General features: G+C 67.8%; 12 protein-coding genes and 1 tRNA gene. 4 read left to right on the top strand and 9 right to left on the bottom strand.

Annotated elements, in window-relative coordinates; translation table 11 throughout:
• Nucleotides 1–15: 15 nt before the first annotated feature.
• Together AC4EEV_RS14895 and AC4EEV_RS14890 are read left to right on the top strand one after the other, a co-directional pair.
• Nucleotides 16–885 (top strand): class II glutamine amidotransferase, encoded by an 870-nt coding sequence (locus tag AC4EEV_RS14895; protein WP_491329319.1) that lies wholly within the window; start codon nt 16–18, stop codon nt 883–885.
• 104 nt (nt 886–989) lie between these two features.
• Nucleotides 990–1,175, top strand: coding sequence for a hypothetical protein (locus AC4EEV_RS14890; protein ID WP_491329318.1), 186 nt, complete (start codon nt 990–992; stop codon nt 1,173–1,175).
• Between the two features lie 180 nt (nt 1,176–1,355).
• Here AC4EEV_RS14890 and AC4EEV_RS14885 read toward each other — a convergent pair whose 3' ends face one another.
• The 9 genes from AC4EEV_RS14885 to AC4EEV_RS14845 form a co-directional block, all read right to left on the bottom strand.
• Nucleotides 1,356–2,201, bottom strand: a complete 846-nt coding sequence (locus AC4EEV_RS14885; RefSeq protein WP_491329317.1) for an aldo/keto reductase — start codon at nt 2,199–2,201, stop codon at nt 1,356–1,358.
• Between the two features lie 117 nt (nt 2,202–2,318).
• Nucleotides 2,319–2,762, bottom strand: a complete 444-nt coding sequence (locus AC4EEV_RS14880) for a hypothetical protein (RefSeq protein WP_018762369.1) — start codon at nt 2,760–2,762, stop codon at nt 2,319–2,321.
• 7 nt (nt 2,763–2,769) lie between these two features.
• A complete protein-coding gene (locus AC4EEV_RS14875; RefSeq protein WP_491329316.1) occupies nt 2,770–3,396 on the bottom strand; it encodes a bacterial proteasome activator family protein in 627 nt (208 codons plus the stop codon).
• 78 nt (nt 3,397–3,474) lie between these two features.
• Nucleotides 3,475–3,678: a YbdD/YjiX family protein gene (locus tag AC4EEV_RS14870; protein ID WP_018762371.1), complete on the bottom strand. Its 204-nt coding sequence runs from the start codon at nt 3,676–3,678 to the stop codon at nt 3,475–3,477.
• Complete coding sequence (locus tag AC4EEV_RS14865; RefSeq protein ID WP_491329315.1) at nt 3,678–5,975, bottom strand: carbon starvation CstA family protein; 2,298 nt, start codon at nt 5,973–5,975, stop codon at nt 3,678–3,680. The genes AC4EEV_RS14870 and AC4EEV_RS14865 overlap by 1 nt, the downstream gene beginning before the upstream one ends.
• Before the next feature lie 177 nt (nt 5,976–6,152).
• Nucleotides 6,153–9,008 carry an FtsX-like permease family protein gene (locus tag AC4EEV_RS14860; RefSeq protein WP_491329314.1) on the bottom strand — a complete coding sequence of 952 codons (2,856 nt, stop codon included), beginning with the start codon at nt 9,006–9,008 and terminating at the stop codon, nt 6,153–6,155.
• Entirely contained in the window at nt 9,008–9,745 is a 738-nt protein-coding gene (locus AC4EEV_RS14855) for an ABC transporter ATP-binding protein (RefSeq protein WP_461839186.1), read from the bottom strand. Before AC4EEV_RS14855 ends, AC4EEV_RS14860 begins: the two co-directional genes overlap by 1 nt.
• Complete coding sequence (locus tag AC4EEV_RS14850) at nt 9,742–10,347, bottom strand: PadR family transcriptional regulator (RefSeq protein ID WP_018762375.1); 606 nt, start codon at nt 10,345–10,347, stop codon at nt 9,742–9,744. Before AC4EEV_RS14850 ends, AC4EEV_RS14855 begins: the two co-directional genes overlap by 4 nt.
• A gap of 118 nt (nt 10,348–10,465) precedes the next feature.
• The gene (locus AC4EEV_RS14845; RefSeq protein WP_109044737.1) at nt 10,466–11,449 is read right to left on the bottom strand and encodes an NAD(P)H-quinone oxidoreductase; all 984 of its coding nucleotides are present in this window, start codon (nt 11,447–11,449) and stop codon (nt 10,466–10,468) included.
• A 109-nt stretch (nt 11,450–11,558) separates the two neighbouring features.
• Here AC4EEV_RS14845 and AC4EEV_RS14840 point away from each other — a divergent pair.
• Together AC4EEV_RS14840 and AC4EEV_RS14835 are read left to right on the top strand one after the other, a co-directional pair.
• A tRNA-Ser gene (locus tag AC4EEV_RS14840) sits at nt 11,559–11,646 on the top strand.
• 421 nt (nt 11,647–12,067) lie between these two features.
• On the top strand, nt 12,068–16,585 hold the full coding sequence (locus AC4EEV_RS14835; protein WP_491329313.1) for an ExeM/NucH family extracellular endonuclease: 4,518 nt from the start codon (nt 12,068–12,070) through the stop codon (nt 16,583–16,585).
• The last annotated feature ends 25 nt before the right edge of the window (nt 16,586–16,610 follow it).

The following is a 16,610-nucleotide window of genomic DNA, read 5'->3' as shown; positions in this document are numbered from 1 at the left end:
CCGGGAGCACGAGCCATGTGCCGATTGTTCGGGCTGCATGCCGGTCCGCGGACCGTCCGGGCGACATTTTGGCTGCTGGACGCCCCTGACAGCCTCACTGAACAAAGCCGGCGGGAGCCCGATGGTGCGGGCATCGGGACCTTCGACGCGGATGGCCGGGCCAGGCTGAGCAAACGGCCACTGGCAGCCTGGGAAGACCATGCGTTTGCCCGCGAAGCCCGGGAGCTGCGGAGCACCACGTTCCTGGCCCATGTCAGGTACGCGAGCACCGGTGCACGCACCGTGGCCAACACGCACCCGTTCGTGCAGGATGGGCGGCTCTTCGCCCACAACGGCGCCTTCACCGGCCTCGACCGCCTTGACCGCCGCCTCGCCAGACTCGGCGTTGCGGACCTGGTGCGGGGCCAAACGGACAGTGAGCGGCTGTTCGCCCTCATCACGGCGCATGCCCGCACGTCAGGCGGCGACATCGGACAAAGCATCCTCCGGGCCGTCGAGTGGATCTCGGCGGAGTTGCCCGTCTACAGCCTGAACCTCATCCTCACCACTGCCACCGACCTCTGGGCGCTCCGGTACCCGGCCAGCCACGAGTTGTACGTCCTGGAGCGGAACCCGGCCGCCGAACCGGCCCCGGCTGCACCGCTGGATGCCCGAAGCCGGCGGATCCATTCCCGAAGCACCGATCTGTCAGTGTCTCCGCACGTCGTCTTGGCCACCGAACCGATGGACCAAAATCCGCGCTGGCGGGCCATGGGGCCCGGAGAGCTGCTCCATGTGGGCCCGTCGCTGGCGGTAACCTCCACTCTCCCGCTCCCGGTGGATCCTGCACACCTGCTGACCCTGGCCGACCTTGAACCAGCAGCTGCAGCGTCCCAAAAGCCGTGATGGCTGCCGGCGCCCAGGCCTGGACGCTCCCCCGGTTCCGGGCCGGATGGCAACACGCGGGCCGGATTCCAAAGAATGTCAGACCCCGGTTGCACACTGGATTCATGGAGAACCAAGCCGTACAGGAATTTCACGTCACCTACTTAGACGCTGATTGCGGCCGTGCCCGCGCCGAGGTCTTCGACACCCTGGTGGAAGCCGAGCGTTTTGCCAGCAGGCACTGCACGGGCGAGGACAGCTGGGCCGTGGTGGATGCCGTCACCGTGGAGCACGTCAGAATCGCTGCCTGACCGTCCGGCAGCGGGAACACGCAATGCAGTGATCCCGGGACCGGACCGCCGGCCGCGTTAAAGGCGTCAGCCCATGCGGCCTGGCGGTTGCCGGCAGCATGGGCTGACGTTGGAGTGGCGGGAGTCCACCGGCCGGGTGTGGCCGTGGGCCGCCGTCGCGGGTCTGTGGAACCCGCGGGCTTACTGGAAGTCGGAAACGGCGGGATCCGGTCCGATGCGGCCCTCGCCGCGGTCAGTCCGGTCCAGTGCGTTGATTGCCTCGACGTCGTCGACGTCCAGGGAGACCTCAAGGGCTGCGAAGTTCTCCTTGATGCGGGACTCGGTCACCGACTTGGGGATGACCACATTGCCGATCGCGAGGTGCCAGGCGATGACAACCTGCGCCGGGGTGGCCTGGTGCTTGGCCGCGATGGACGCCACGGCAGGGTCCTCCAGCAGCTCGCCGCCCTGGCCCAGCGGGGACCACGCCTGGGTCAGGATGCCCTTGTCGGCACCAAACGCCCTCAGCTCACGCTGGCTGAAGTACGGGTGAAGCTCGATCTGGTGAATGGCCGGAACCACTCCGGTTTCGTCGATAAGGCGCTGCAGGCCTTCGGCCGTGAAGTTGGAGACACCGATGGACTTGACCCGGCCGCGCTTTTGCAGCTCGATCAGCGCTTTCCAGGTATCGACGTACTTGTCCTGCTTGGGCTGCATCCAGTGGATGAGGTACAGGTCCAGGGTGTCCAGGCCAAGGCGGTCCATGGACTCCTCGAAGGCGGCGAGGGTCGACTCGTATCCCTGGTCCGCGTTCCACAGCTTGGTGGTAATGAAGACCTGGTCGGGCGAGAGGCCGGAGCTGGCGATGGCGCGGCCCACGCCTGCCTCGTTGCCGTAAATTTTTGCCGTATCGATGTGGCGGAAGCCGGCTTCGAAGGCCTGGCGGACAACCTTTTCAGCCACATCGTCCTCAACCTGCCACACACCGTAGCCGAGCTGGGGGATCGTGTTTCCGTCGTTGAAAGTCAAGGTAGGTGAAAGAGTCATAGGTTCATCCTGCCAAAGCCGCAGGCCCACACGGCCCTTTTTCCCGCCCTGTCAGCCAGACGCGTAACGACAATATTCGTTCGTCTGACCGGGAATAATTTCGTGCCCAGGGCGGGACTACTCCCCGCGGAGCCGGCGTTCGGCGTCGTCAACCTGCTCGTGGACCGCCTCGGCCCGGCGCCGGACGGACGCCGCCCCGACCGGCACCGGCCCCACAGCCAGCCGAAGCATGGCTGCAGCCTCCGCGGTGGTGGCCAGCGAGTTGCCCGCCTTGGACAAGGCCCGGTGCACATCCGCCAGTTCAGCCGGGATGTCCAGGCCATCACTGGGCGAACGGCGCTGGGCCTCCATGCACACTGCCCTGACCCGCTGCAACAGGGCCGCGAGCTCGTTGGCAATCTCTACCAGTTCGCCGTACAGCTGGTCATCCTCCACCCCTTCGAGCACCTGGTGGAAGCGGTCCAAACCCCGGTGGAAGCGGTCGTGAGCACGGCGCCACAACCCCTTGCCAAGTTCGGCATCATCTTTGCGCCCCTGCCTGGCGGCGCTGAAAAAGCCCAAGCGCAGCCTACAAGTACTGCCCGGGACCGTGGTCCGGGTCTTCACGCTGGTTGGGCGTGCCCTGCGCCGGCGGCCGCGCCCCGGCCGGCGCCCGCTGGGGCTCCCCGTTTTCACCGATGACGACGCCGGGCGCAATCATGGTGCCCGGCGGCAGCTGGCGTAGCTGCAGCTGTGCCGCAGCGTGTTCCCGGGCAGCGTTCTGTGCCGCGATGGCCGTCTGGATGCCATGGAACAGGCCCTCCAGCCAGCCCACCAGCTGTGCCTGGGCGATCCGGAGTTCAGCATCCGACGGGGTGGCATTGTCGGAGAACGGCAGGTTGATCCTGTCCAGTTCAGCCACCAGTTCGGGGGCGAGGCCGTCCTCGAGTTCCGTGATGGAACGCTTGTGGATGGCTGCCAGCCGGCCCCTCGCGGCGTCGTCCAGGGGTGCGGACTTTACCTCTTCCAGCAACTGCCTGATCATGGTGCCGATCCGCATCACCTTGGCCGGCTCGTCAACGAGGTCGTGCAGGCTGCTGCGCTGCGGCCTTCCGTCCGTTGCCCGCGGAGCCTGGAGCGGCGACGGGTCGTCCTCGACGGGGGTGCCTTCTACCGGGAGGTCCTCAGCTGCCTGAGTGTCATTGGGATCGCTCATGCGTTCATACTCTCATGCGCCATCGGGCCCCGGGACACTCCCTGAACGCCTCCGGGGCCTTGTCCGCTGCGGGCTCAATCAGCAGCACCGGCCCTGCGGGTTGCGGTCCTGGCGGTCCGTGCGGTCCCGCCAGAATTCCCGCTCACCCAAGGGTGGTTCCTGGTGCCCGGAGGCCTTGTGGTGCTCCAGGTACTTGGCGTAGGCATCCGCACCCATGACACCACCCAGGTACCGCGCAAACCCGCGGAAGCCATTCGTAACCGCCGTGATTCCGGCGCTCATCAGTGTCCGCCCCGTTCAAGACGGGCGTCGGCGGGCACCTTGTCCCACGCCGCACCCAGCGCGCGCTCGGCCGCTGTCGGGACCAATCCGGCGGGGGCGAACACACGCGAGGGAACCGCAGGGTCTTCGTTGTCCGTGGTGGCAGCCCCGGACGCACGGTCACGGAACGCCTTGACCGTGGCGAGCACCGCCGTGGCGATCACGATGATGCTCAGCACCACGAAGATCACTGACAGCCACCCTTGGATGGCCGTGTTGCGGACCACAGCTTCCATGGCGGCCACCGTCTTGGCGGTGCCGAACTCGGTCTTGCCATCTGCCAGTGCCTTGCTGAAGGCGGCGTTGTTCGCGAAGTACCCCACGGCCGGAACGGGCGAGAAGATCTTCTGGTAGCTGGCCGTAATGGTGACCACCGCGGCGAAGGCCAACGGCAGGGCAACAATCCAGAGGTACTTGAAGGTGCCGCGTTTGGCGACGATGGCCAGGCAGACAGCCAGCGCAATGGCCGCCAGGAGCTGGTTTGCGATGCCGAACAGCGGGAACAGCGTGTTGATGCCGCCGAGCGGATCGGTAACGCCCATCAGCAGCACGGCACCCCACGCTGCGACCATGACGGCGGTGCAGAGCCAGGCACCCGGGCGCCACGAAGCCTCCTTGAACTTTGGGACGAAGTTTCCGACTGAGTCCTGCAGCATGAACCGGGCCACGCGGGTGCCGGCATCCACGGCGGTGAGGATGAAGAGCGCCTCGAACATGATGGCGAAGTGGTACCAGAAGGCCATCATGGCCGTCCCGCCCACGAACTGGTGCATGATGTGCGCCAGCCCCACAGCCAGGGTGGGTGCACCGCCGGTGCGGGAGACGATGCTTTGTTCGCCCACGTTGGCGGCGGTTTCGCTCAGCAGCCCGGGGGTGATGTTCACCCCGCTCAGGCCCAGGCTGTTGACCCAGGCCGCTGCGGTTTCCACGGTGCCGCCGGTCAGTGCCGCGGGTGCATTCATGGCGAAGTAGAGGCCGCGGTCGATCGAGATGGCCGCAACGAGCGCCATGATGGCCACGAAGGATTCCATCAGCATTCCGCCGTAACCGATGTACCGGGTTTGCCGTTCCTTTTCCACCAGTTTGGGGGTGGTGCCGGAGGAGATCAGTGCATGGAAACCGGACAACGCACCACAGGCGATGGTGACGAACAGGAAGGGGAACAGCGCTCCGGAGAAGACCGGCCCGTTCTCGCGGCCGGCGAACTCGCTGAAGGCAGGGACGGTAATTTCCGGGCGGACCACCACGATGGCCAGCGCGAGCATCACGATCACGCCGATCTTCATGAACGTGGAGAGGTAGTCGCGTGGAGCCAGCAGCAGCCAGACCGGCAGGATCGCGGCGATGAAGCCGTAAATGATGAGGCCCCAGGCGATGGTCACCTTGTCCAGGTGGAACACGGCGGCGCCCCATTCGGTGTGCGCGACCATGCCGCCGCCGATGATGGCGGCCATCAGCAGGACGAAGCCGATGATGGAGACCTCCATCACCTTGCCGGGCCGGAGGTAGCGCAGGTACACGCCCATGAACAGGGCGATGGGGATGGTCATGCCCACGGAAAAGACGCCCCACGGGCTTTCGCCCAGGGCATTGACGACGACGAGTGCCAGGATGGCCACGATGATCACCATGATGAGCAGGGTGGCAATCAGGGCGGCGGTGCCGCCGATGACGCCGAGTTCCTCGCGGGCCATCTGGCCAAGGGACCGGCCGCCGCGGCGCATGGAGAAGAACATCACCAGGTAGTCCTGGACCGCGCCGGCGAAGACGACGCCGACGATGATCCAGATGGTGCCGGGCAGGTAGCCCATCTGGGCCGCGATGACCGGGCCCACCAACGGCCCGGCGCCTGCGATGGCGGCAAAGTGGTGGCCGAAGAGCACGTTGCGGTCGGTCCGGACGTAGTCCTTGCCGTCGGCCTTGTACTCGGCAGGGGTGGCGCGGCGGTCGTCAGGCTTGGTGATGTACCGCTCAATCACCTTGGAGTAGAAGCGGTAACCAATCAGGTAGGTGCACACGGAGGCAAACACGAACCAGATGGCGTTGACGGTTTCCCCGCGGACCACCGCCAGCATGAACCAGGCGACACCGCCCAGCAGGGCGATCGCCGCCCAGAGCGCGATCTTTCCGGGCGTCCATTTCCGGTCTTCGGCTTCGAGCGTTGCCTGGTCCACGGCGGGCGGGGGAAGGTCCGGGTCCGTCGCCAGCCCGCCCTCCGCCCGGGATCCGTAGTTCCGCTGGTCCGGTATTCCGGCCATGTCTCCTCCTTGAGAGTGTTCCCGCTTCTGCTAACCGGCACCCTACCAAGGCTCCGTCGGGCAGGAACGGCGGTGCGCGGCGCGCCTTGGGGCTGTGCGGTGAGCGGCGGCGAACCGGCGACGAACGAGCGGGAAACATGTGCGGGAAACGGGGTGGGCGGCTGCCGGCTCCGGCTCCTAACCCACGCTGCGCCGGGACATGGGATGCCTGGCACGGGTGAGGGCCCACGCGAGCGCCGCCCCCGTCAACGGCACCGCCGCCATGAGGACGGACAGGTGCAGCCACGGGACTTCGACGGCGGTCCGCAGGTCCGTGGAGAGCGCCAGGAGGACGGCGGGCACGGTTCCAGCCAGTGTTCCCAGCACCGCCCCGACGCCGCTGGTGAACAGTGCTTGGGACCCGGCCAGCGCCTTCCGCAACCGGGGCGCGGCGCCCACCCCGGCCAGCGTGGCATGGTCTGCGCGGGCGTCCGCCATTGAGAGGCCGGTGGTGATCCCCGCAGCGCTGAAGGTGATGAGCGCACTGACGGCGACAATGACCCAGGTGGTCCACTGGCTGCCCTGGGAGATGCCCGGTTCAGCCCGGAAGGTCATGCCCGGCAGCCCGTAGACCGATGCCGCCGCGGCGGACGCCGCATCCGTTTCCGCCTCCGACGGGGTGCCGGCCAACTGGACCAGCAGGGCCGCTGGTTCCGGGTGCAACTCGAGCCGCTGCGCCGTGGCGGGTGACACGATGCCGTAATAGGGGACGGGAACCACCGGCTCGAGCACTGCTGCGGCGAGCGGCGTGCTGCTGACCGTGGACGGGACCGTGCCGGGCCCTTGCACCGCCGCCTCATGGGTCCGCACGTCCTGTGCCTGGAGCAGGACGTGTCCGCCGCTGACGAAAACCGGGTTGGTCACCACCATCCCGCCGGCGTTCAGCACGGCCAGGGCCTCTGGGGTGGCGTCCCGGCCGAGCACGGCGCGAATATCCTTTTCGCCGCCCACCAGCACCGTCCCGTCGTAGGACGACCGAAGGGCCATCGAGCCGCGGCACCGCCAATCACCCGGATCCGCCACCCTCCCCTGCGGGGTTCGCGGACACGCGTTGGCCTCTGGCAGGGCCAGCGAATACTGCAGGCAGTTGGACGAGGACGTCCGGGCCGGCAGCCCGGGGCGGGCCTGGCCGTCCATGCAGGTTCGGGTGCTTTCCGGGGCGGTGATGGGGTGGCTCCATTCCACCGTGCCCAAAGCCCCGGCCACGGCAGCGGAAAGTGCGGACGCGTCCACGTGCACAGGCGGTTGCCTGCTGCCGCCGACACCCGTCGGCGGGTCCACCACCAGGGGCAGCGACGCCTGGTTCTCCAGGCCTCCCCACCAGTGCGATTGCCGCATCCCCGCTTGTTGGCTGGCCGAGAGCACCATGGCGGCGCTGGCCAGCGCCGCTGCTGCAAGTACTGCGGCGACGGCGGGAACGCTCCGTCCCCGGTTCCTGGCCGAGTCCCGTGCCGCCATCCGGAGGGACAGGGTCATCCACTGCGTGCGGGAGGTGAGGCTGAGGACCAGCCAGCCGGTGACCATGACCAGGCCGGCAACGCCAAGCACGGCACCGAGGATCAGGATAGTGACCACCAGGGGCAGCTCCGCGGCCCGCTGGTCGGGATCGGAGGTGGACGTGCCCAGGACCCAGCCGGCCAGCAGGAGGACCGCCGCAGCCACCAGGGCCACGGCACCTGCAACAGTGGACCGCCGCGCCGTCGGAGCCGGTGCCCGCCCCGATTTCAACGCGCCAAATACCGCCTGGCGTGACACCTGCCGGGCCGGCACCAGGGCTGCAATAACGCAGGCCACCAGGCCCATGGCCGCGGCGGCCAGGGTCATGGGGACGTCCGGGTGCACGCCCGCCAGCCGGACGGATCCGGCCAGTCGGACCAGATGGACGACGACGGCAGCGGCTCCCAGCCCCACCGCGGCCCCCGCGGCAACAGCGATGCCGCCAAGCCACAGTCCGCCTGCGGTGACTACCGCGCGGATGGTGGGGCTTTCCGCCCCGGAGGATGCCAGGAGTGCCAACTCCCGCACCTGCTGCTTGGCTCCCACGGCGAACGCGGCGCCGGCCAGCAGGCCAACTTCCAGGAGTGCGAGCGCGCCGACCAGGCCGAAGGTGGCGTAGACGGCCATCAGGGCCGAGGAGTCGTTGTGGGGCTGCGAACCCGGGACGACGCGCTGTTCGAGGGGCGGCGGGTCCAGGACCACGCTGCGGGACAACACGGCCACGCCTTTGCTGTTGGCGTCCTTGATGTAGTCCCAGGTCACTGGCTCGGGCCCTACCAGGTAGTACGACACCGACAGATGGGTCTGCGGTCCGGCGGCAAGATTCGCCGGCACCTGGCGGGACTGCAGGTACAGGAAGCTGTTGCCGTCCGAGGCCCCGGCATCGCGAATGGTGCCGACGGGCACGAAGGTTCCTGCCGACGTCGTGATTTCCTGGCCGAAGGCGAGGTTGAAGCGGGCCATGAGCCCGGGTGAGGCGAGGACCTCCGCCGCGCCGTGCGGGGGCCGTCCGTCCAGGAGCGTGAACTTGCCGGCAAAGGCCGGATTGAGTGCGTCCACTTCCCTGCCCTGCAGTGCTACCAGGGCTTCCCCAACCCCGGTGGTCAGCTGCAGCTGGCGCTGTGGCAGGACCTGGTAGCCGGCCGGCAGGACATCGCGGGGGTCGGCCGGCTTGAAGTCCGGGTCGTAGCGGCCGGTACTGGAGGCCACCATGGCATCGTTCAGCGGGTCCTGGAGCGAGTCGGCGCCGGGAACCGGGAGGGCGCTGAACCGGGCCTGCGTTCGGCCGAGTTCGTAGTCCACGATTTCCGCGGGCGTCCGCTGGGAGCTCTGGTAAAGGGTGGCTGCACCTGTCATCCCGGCCACCGGCACCATGACCAGCAGGATGATCAGCAGGGACCGTCCCTTGTGGCGGGCGATGTCGCGGCGCGCGAGCCGCACGGCAACGCGAAGGCTGCTCCGGCGGCCATGGGGCGCCGGAGCCACGTCCAACGGCATCAGAGTCCGGCCTGGGTGAGGAGCATGGTGGGGTCGTGCATGGCGGTGGCCTGGTCGATGATCCGGCCATCCCTGAGGAAGACCACCCTGTCAGCCCAGGCGGCATGCCGCGCTTCATGGGTGACAAGCATGACGGCGGCACCGGCGTCGGCTCGGGACCGCAGGACCTCCATGACCCCCTGGCCGGTGGTGGAGTCCAGGGCCCCGGTGGGTTCATCGGCCAGGATCAGCCGCCGTTGGCCCACGATGGCCCGGGCTATGGCCACGCGCTGCTGCTGGCCGCCGGACATCTGGTCCATGTACCGGGAGGCGAGCTCTGGTATCCCCACCTGCCGGAGCGCGTCGGCTGCCTGCCGGCGCGCCTTCCTGGCCGATGCCCCGTCCAGTTCCAGGGGCAGTGCCACGTTCTCCTCGGCCGTCAGCGTGGGAACCAGGTTGAAATCCTGGAACACGTACCCCACTGCACGGCGGCGCAGCCGGGCCAGCTCGTTCAGGCCCAGCCCCGCCAGGGGCGTGGACTCCACGAAGACAGCGCCCGACGTCGGGCGGTCCAGGCCGCCGGCCAGGGCCAGCAGGGAGGACTTGCCGGAGCCCGAGGGGCCCATGACGGCCACGAACTCCCCCGCGCCGATGGTGAGGTCCACATCGCGAAGCGCGGCGACCGCCGTCGCGCCCGCACCGAAGGTCCTGCCGACTTTGGCGAGCTCGAGGACCTGCTGCGGCCCCTGGACACTCACCGGCGGGCGTCCGCGTTCAGCGGGGAATCTTCCGTGGCCCCGTTGGATGCCTTCCGGGCAGTGGCCGCCGCGGCGGACTGTGCCTGCTGGACCATCCTGGCCTCGCAGAGGTCCAGCCAGCGGACCTCCGCTTCGGTTTGGAAGATCAGCGAGTCAAGCACCAGCAGCCAGGCGGTGTCCGCCGCGCGTTGGTTCGCCGCGGTGTCGCGGCGGGCCTTGGTGTAATCCTGCAAGGCCCTGATGGATGCCACGCGCTGGGCCTGGATGATGGCCTGGACGTCCACGCCGGGCAGCGTCACGGCGAGCGCGAGCTTGATGGCGAGCTCGTTGCGGGGCGGGTTGCTGCGTTCGACGGGCGCGGCGAACCAGCTGCGGACCTCGGCCTGGCCGGCCGGGGTGATGCTGTAGACGACGTGGCCCTCGCCGTCGTCGCCGTCCTTGGCTACCAGCGCATCACGTTCCAGCCGGTCCAGCGTGGTGTACACCTGCCCGATGTTCAAGGGCCAGGTGGCCCCTGTGCGGTTCTCGAACTCGACCCGCAGCTGGTAGCCGTAGCGCGGCTGGTCCTGCAGCAGGGCGAGGAGGCTGTGGCGTATTGACATTGTGCTCCCCCGGGCTGGCATCTACCGGTATGCACGAGCCCCCAAGACTCGTGCATACCGCGTATGGACCACACTAACGGGCAGGGCACGGTCATGGCAATACTGAGTATCTAGGCCCCTACATGACCAGAAGGACCTTGCCCACATGGTCCCCACTGTCGAAATAGCTGTGGGCCGCGCTGACCTGGTCCAGCGGAAAGGTCTTGGCAACGAGCGGGCGGATCCTGCCATCCACGATCAGCGGCCACACGGCGTCCCGGACGGCACTCATGATGGCCCCCTTCTCCGCCACGGGCCGGGGCCGCAACGCCGTGGCCACCACGGCCGCACGCTTCTTCAACAGCAGCCCCAGGTCCAGCTCCCCCTTGGTGCCGCCCTGCAGGCCGATCACCACCAGCCGGCCGTAGTCGGCCAGGGCATCCACATTCCGGGAAAGGTACTTGGCCCCCACGACGTCCAGGATGACATCGGCACCCTTGCCCTCATTTTGGCGGCGCAGGCTCTCGGGAAAGTCCTCTTCCTTGTAGTTGATGGCGATGTCCGCACCGAGGAACGCCTTGGCGGTGCCCACCTTCTCGTCCGTGCCTGCCGTAGCGGCAACCTTGGCGCCAAACGCCTTGGCCAACTGGATGGCCATGGTGCCGATTCCGCCCGTGGCACCGTGGATCAGGACCGTCTCACCCGGCTGCAACTGCGCTGTCATGACCAGGTTGGAATATACCGTCGCCGCCACCTCGGGCAGCGAGGCCGCAGTGACCAGGTCAACCCCGTCGGGCACGCGCAGCACCTGTTCGGCCGGGACCGCCACCTGCTGGGCGTAACCGCCGCCGGCCAGCAGGGCCACCACCTTGTCCCCCACCGAGAACGGCTTGCTGACGCCGGGGCCGAAACCTGAGATCCGGCCCGATACCTCCAGCCCGGGGATTTCGGAGGCACCGGGAGGCGGCGGGTAGAAGCCGCGGCGCTGCTGCACGTCCGCCCGGTTCAAGCCGGCAGCCACCACATCGATCAGCACTTCGCCCTGGCCGGGTACCGGCGCATCCACGTCGCGGACTTCCAGCACTTCCGGGCCGCCCGGTTCTGAGATGTAGACGGCTTTCATGGACCTCTCCCGTTCCTGATTCAAATCCTGGCTGCAACCAGTGTGCACCGGACTCCTGCCCGCGGCCTGTTTTGTTGCAGGCAAGTGCCTATGAAACACTACTAGCTGAGGAAGGTTGTCCGAGCGGCCGAAGGAGCTGGTCTTGAAAACCAGTGTGCGGTAACCCCGTACCAAGAGTTCGAATCTCTTACCTTCCGCAAGGGAACCCCTGGCAGCCGGCACCGGCCGCCAGGGGTTTTTTGCTTTAAGTCCCCGTGCCCGGCCGTGTTGCCGGTACGTAAATTCTTTGGATAAAGCCGCCGCAAACACCTGGACGCAATGCTACTGGCGGGTATCGTTTGTGACTGCCGGCACACCCCCGGGTTGTCGGCGAGCATCACTCCCGCCACCAGCATCTCCGGAACGGGCTTGGGGAAAAGCCCGTTCCGGACGGTGGGGCGCTCCGCTGGGGAACGCCCCACCGAATGCACGCGCCAGCAACCTTGCGTTCATTCAGTGCTGTTGTCATGTGCCTGGACAACCAACAGGCCAGGCACATTCCTGCCCAGTCCGTTCCATGAAGCATGGACGCACCCACCGGACCACCCACCCGGTACTCCTCAATGAAAGTAAGAGCGGATGCATCAAACACCCTGGAAGTCAGCGCTCGGCGCAGCATTGTCAGCGGGGCTCATCGCAGCCCCGCTGGCTGCTGTTCCGGCGGCCGCGGAGGTCTCAGCCGCGGCCGGCACATCCCCCGTTGTCATCAACGAGGCCTACCTGAGCGGCGGCAGCAGCGGCGCCGCGTACAAGAACAAATTCGTGGAACTGTACAACAGCTCCAACGCGCCCGTCTCCCTGGACGGCTGGTCGGTACAGTACCGCTCCGCCACCGGAACGGCCGCTCCCAGCGCAGTCGCCGCATTGTCGGGGTCCATTCCCGCCAAGGGCTACTACCTGGTGCAGGGCGGGAGCAACGGCGCCAATGGTGCAGACCTGCCCGCACCGGACCTCGTGGCCGGGGCGCTCAATTTCGGCGGCAGCGGAGGCACCATTGTGCTCGCCAAGCAGCCCACCGCCGTCGGACTTCCCACCGGGTCCGCGGTGGAGCCCGCAGGCGTGGCCGACCTCCTGGGCTACGGCAGCTCCAACACGTTTGAGACCAAGGCCGCCGCGGCACCCGCTTCCAACACCGACGTGAAGAGCCTGAACCGGACCGGAGGCGCGGACAGCAACAGCAATGCCGCTGACTTCACGCTCAGCGCCGCCATCACCCCCACGTCCTCCGGCGGTACCGCACCGGACCCCACACCGGTCCCGGACCCGGTCGACAAAACCATCGCCGAAATCCAGGGCACCGGCGTCGAAAGCCCGCTGGCCGGAGCCGCCGTCACCACCAAGGGCAAGGTCACCGCGGCCTTTCCCACGGGCGGACTGAACGGCTACTACATCCAGACTCCCGGCACGGGCGGCGACCTGAGCGCCACCAACCACTCCGCCTCCGACGGCATCTTCGTCTACTCGCCCGCCACGGCGGGATCGGTCCAGGCCGGAGACTATGTCCAGGTCACGGGCACGGTTGCCGAGTACTACGGAATGACCCAGCTGAATGTCACGGCGGCTACCGGCCTCACCAAACTGTCCGAGGCCGCACCCGAGGTCAAGCCCACCGTCTTCACTCTTCCGGCCGGCGAGGCCTTCCGCGAGTCGCTGGAAGGCATGCTGCTGGCACCCCAGGGCCCCATGACCGTCAGTGACAACTACAGCCTGAACCAGTACGGCGAGATCGGCCTGGCCGGCGGCACCACCGCGCTGGAACAGCCCACCGCCGTGGCACCCTACGGCTCAGCAGAGTACGCCGCCGTCGTGGCTGACAACGCCGCCCGCGGCATCAAGCTCGACGACGGGTCCAGCACCAACTTCCTCAAGGACGCCACCACCAAGGCCGAAGTGCTGCCCTACCTCACCACCGCCGATCCGGTCCGGGTGGGCTCACCCGTCAGCTTCACCACCAACGTGGTGCTGGGCTACGCCAACAACTCCTGGAAGTTCCAGCCGCTGACCCACCTGACGGAGGCCAACAAGGCCACCGTCCAGCCGGCCCGCTTCGGCGCCACCCGCACCGAGGCCCCCGCGGCCGTGGGCGGCAACCTGAAGCTCGCCTCCTTCAACGTGCTGAACTACTTCCCCACCACCGGTGACCAAATCGCCGGCTGCAAGTTCTACACCGACCGCGCAGGCAACCCCATCACCGTCAGCGGCGGCTGCAACGTCCGCGGCGCCGCCAACGCCGAGAACTTCAAACGCCAGCAGGACAAGATCGTGGCCGCCATCTCCAAGTCCGGCGCCGACGTCGTCACCCTGATGGAGGTGGAGAACTCCGCGCAGTTCGGCAAGAACCGGGACGACGCCCTGGCCAAGCTGGTGGAGGCCCTTAACATCCCCACCCCAGGCATCTGGGACTACGTCCGCACCCCCGCGAACGCACCCCCGCTGGCCGACGAGGACATGATCCGCACAGCGTTCATCTTCAAGAAGGCCGCCGCCGAGCCGGTGGGCGAATCCATCATCCACAACGACACGGTCGCCTTCGCCAGCGCCCGCAAGCCGCTGGCCCAGGTTTTCAAGCCCGTTGGCGCGCCTGATGACAAGAAGTTCATCGCGATCGCGAACCACTTCAAATCCAAGGGCTCGGCAGCCACACCGGACGACACCGACAAGGGCCAGGGCAATTCAAACCTCGCCCGTACCGCCCAGGCGCAGTCCCTGCTGGCCTTCGCCGACGAGCTGCAGAAGTCCAAGGCCACCGACAAGGTGTTCCTGATCGGCGACTTCAACTCGTACGGCAAGGAAGACCCGATCAACGTCCTCACCGGCGCAGGGTATGTCAACCAGGACGACAAGGCCAGGAATGCCGACGGCACGGCCAAGCACTCGTACCTCTTCGGCGGCCTGGTGGGCTCCCTGGACCACATCCTCGCCTCCCCGGCGGCCAACGCGGTGGTCACCGGTGCGGACATCTGGAACATCAACTCGGTGGAATCCGTGGCGCTGGAGTACAGCCGCTACAACAACAACGTCACCGACTACTACGCACCAGACCAGTTCCGCGCCAGCGACCACGACCCCGTGGTGGTGGGCCTGGACCTCCCGGCAGTCCCTGCCACCGTTGACCTGAACCTCCTGAACATCAACGACTTCCACGGGAGGATCGATTCCAACACCGTGCAGGTGGCCGGGACCATCGAGAAGCTCCGCGCCGCGGCAGCTCCGGGTGCCACGGCCTTCCTGTCGGCCGGGGACAACATCGGCGCCTCGCTGTTCGCGTCCGCGGTCGCCAAGGACCAGCCCACCATCGACGTCTTGAACGCCTTGGAACTGAAAGCGTCCGCCGTGGGCAACCACGAGTTCGACGGCGGCTGGGAGGACCTGCGCGACCGCGTCATCGCGGGCGGCGCCAACGCGAAGTTCCCCTACCTGGGCGCGAACGTCTACAAGAAGGGCACCACCGAGCCGGTCCTGCCGGAGTACACGGTGCTGGACCTGAACGGCATCAAGGTTGCCGTGATCGGCACCGTCACCCAGGAAGTCCCCTCCCTGGTGACTCCCGCCGGCATCGCCGACCTCGACTTCGGCGACCCGGTGGACGCCATCAACCGGGTGGCCGCCAGGATCACGGCGGAGAAGCTGGCGGACGTGATCATCGTTGAGGACCACGACGGCGCCGGTTCCGGGGTGGTGGAGGGCGCCACCCTGGAGCAGGAAGTGGCAGCCGGGGGTCCCTTCGCCAAGCTGGTCACCGAAACCTCCCCCGAAGTGGATGCGATCTTTACGGGCCACACCCACAAGGAGTACGCCTGGGACGCCCCGGTGCCGGGCGCCGCGGGCAAGACCCGGCCCATCGTGCAGACCGGAAACTACGGTGAGAACGTGGGCCAGATCCAGCTGACCGTGGACACGGCCACCAAGCAGGTGACCGGGTACAAGGCCGGTAACGTCAAGCGCACCACCGACGCCGCAGCGGGGCTGGTGGCCGCCTACCCGCGCGTGGCCGCCGTGGACGCGATCGTGAAGAAGGCCCTCGCGGACGCCTCCGTGGTGGGCAACCAGCCCATCGGCTCGGTCACCAAGGACATCACCACGGCGTTCACCACCGACGCCACCGGTGCTGCCAAGCGCGATGACCGCGGCAGCGAATCCACCCTGGGAAACCTGGTGGCCGATTCCCTGCTCTCTTCCCTGCAGCCGGCCGAGCTTGGCGGCGCGGAGATCGGCGTCGTCAATTCCGGCGGCCTGCGCAACGAGCTGTACTACGCACCGGACGGCACCATCACCTACGCCGAGGCCAACGCGGTCCTGCCGTTCGTGAACAACCTGTGGACCACGTCCTTGACCGGTGCGCAGTTCAAGACGCTGCTCGAACAGCAGTGGCAGACCAACCCGGATGGCACGGTTCCCAGCCGGGCCTACCTGCAGCTGGGCCTGTCAAAGAACGTCAACTACACCTACGATGCCGCCCGCCCGTCCGGTGACCGGATCACGTCCGTGCGGGTGAACGGCGACCTGCTGGACCCGGCCAAGTCCTACCGGGTGGGAACCTTCAGCTTCCTGGCCACCGGTGGCGACAACTTCCGGATCTTCACCGCGGGCACCAACACCCGCGATTCCGGGCTGGTGGACCGGGATGCCTGGATCGGGTACCTCCAGAAGAGCAGCCCGGTGTCCCCGGACTTCGCCCGGCGTTCAGTGGCTGTCACCAACACCACTGCCGCTGAGGTCAAGCCCGGCGGACCGCTCACGCTGACGGTGTCCAGGCTTGACCTGACGTCGCTGGGCAGCCCGGTGAACACGGCACTGGCGGCCTCGTTCACGGACTCCGCCGGCACGGTGACCCAGCTGGGTACGGTCCCGGTCGCCGCCGGCGCCGCCGCCGTGAACCTTGCCGTGCCGGCCGGCGCTGCAGCGGGGACGGGCACCTTGGTGCTCACCGCCGTCGAATCCGGCACGGTGGTCAGGACTGCGGTCCTGGTTGCGGCGGACACTCCGTCGCAACCGGTCTGCGTCCCGCCGGTCAAGCCCACCCGGCCCGCCGACCTCAGGGGCCAGGCAAACTACGGACAGGCCATGGCCGCGTACCGGGCCTGCCTGCGCGGCTGACACCAGGATGCGCCATCACTTCCGG

It is taken from the genome of Pseudarthrobacter sp. MOO14 (genome assembly GCF_058267675.1).
This window is presented reverse-complemented; position numbering and strand designations above follow the sequence as displayed.

Excerpts from the sequence above, each read along its gene's own strand:
- AC4EEV_RS14895 (WP_491329319.1), top strand. The coding sequence starts at position 16 with ATGTGCCGATTGTTCGGGCTGCATGCCGGTCCGCGGACCGTCCGGGCG.
- AC4EEV_RS14890 (WP_491329318.1), top strand. The coding sequence starts at position 990 with ATGGAGAACCAAGCCGTACAGGAATTTCACGTCACCTACTTAGACGCT.
- AC4EEV_RS14885 (WP_491329317.1), bottom strand. The coding sequence starts at position 2,201 with ATGACTCTTTCACCTACCTTGACTTTCAACGACGGAAACACGATCCCC.
- AC4EEV_RS14875 (WP_491329316.1), bottom strand. The coding sequence starts at position 3,396 with ATGAGCGATCCCAATGACACTCAGGCAGCTGAGGACCTCCCGGTAGAA.
- AC4EEV_RS14870 (WP_018762371.1), bottom strand. The coding sequence starts at position 3,678 with ATGAGCGCCGGAATCACGGCGGTTACGAATGGCTTCCGCGGGTTTGCG.
- AC4EEV_RS14865 (WP_491329315.1), bottom strand. The coding sequence starts at position 5,975 with ATGGCCGGAATACCGGACCAGCGGAACTACGGATCCCGGGCGGAGGGC.
- AC4EEV_RS14860 (WP_491329314.1), bottom strand. The coding sequence starts at position 9,008 with ATGCCGTTGGACGTGGCTCCGGCGCCCCATGGCCGCCGGAGCAGCCTT.
- AC4EEV_RS14850 (WP_018762375.1), bottom strand. The coding sequence starts at position 10,347 with ATGTCAATACGCCACAGCCTCCTCGCCCTGCTGCAGGACCAGCCGCGC.
- AC4EEV_RS14845 (WP_109044737.1), bottom strand. The coding sequence starts at position 11,449 with ATGAAAGCCGTCTACATCTCAGAACCGGGCGGCCCGGAAGTGCTGGAA.
- AC4EEV_RS14835 (WP_491329313.1), top strand. The coding sequence starts at position 12,068 with ATGCATCAAACACCCTGGAAGTCAGCGCTCGGCGCAGCATTGTCAGCG.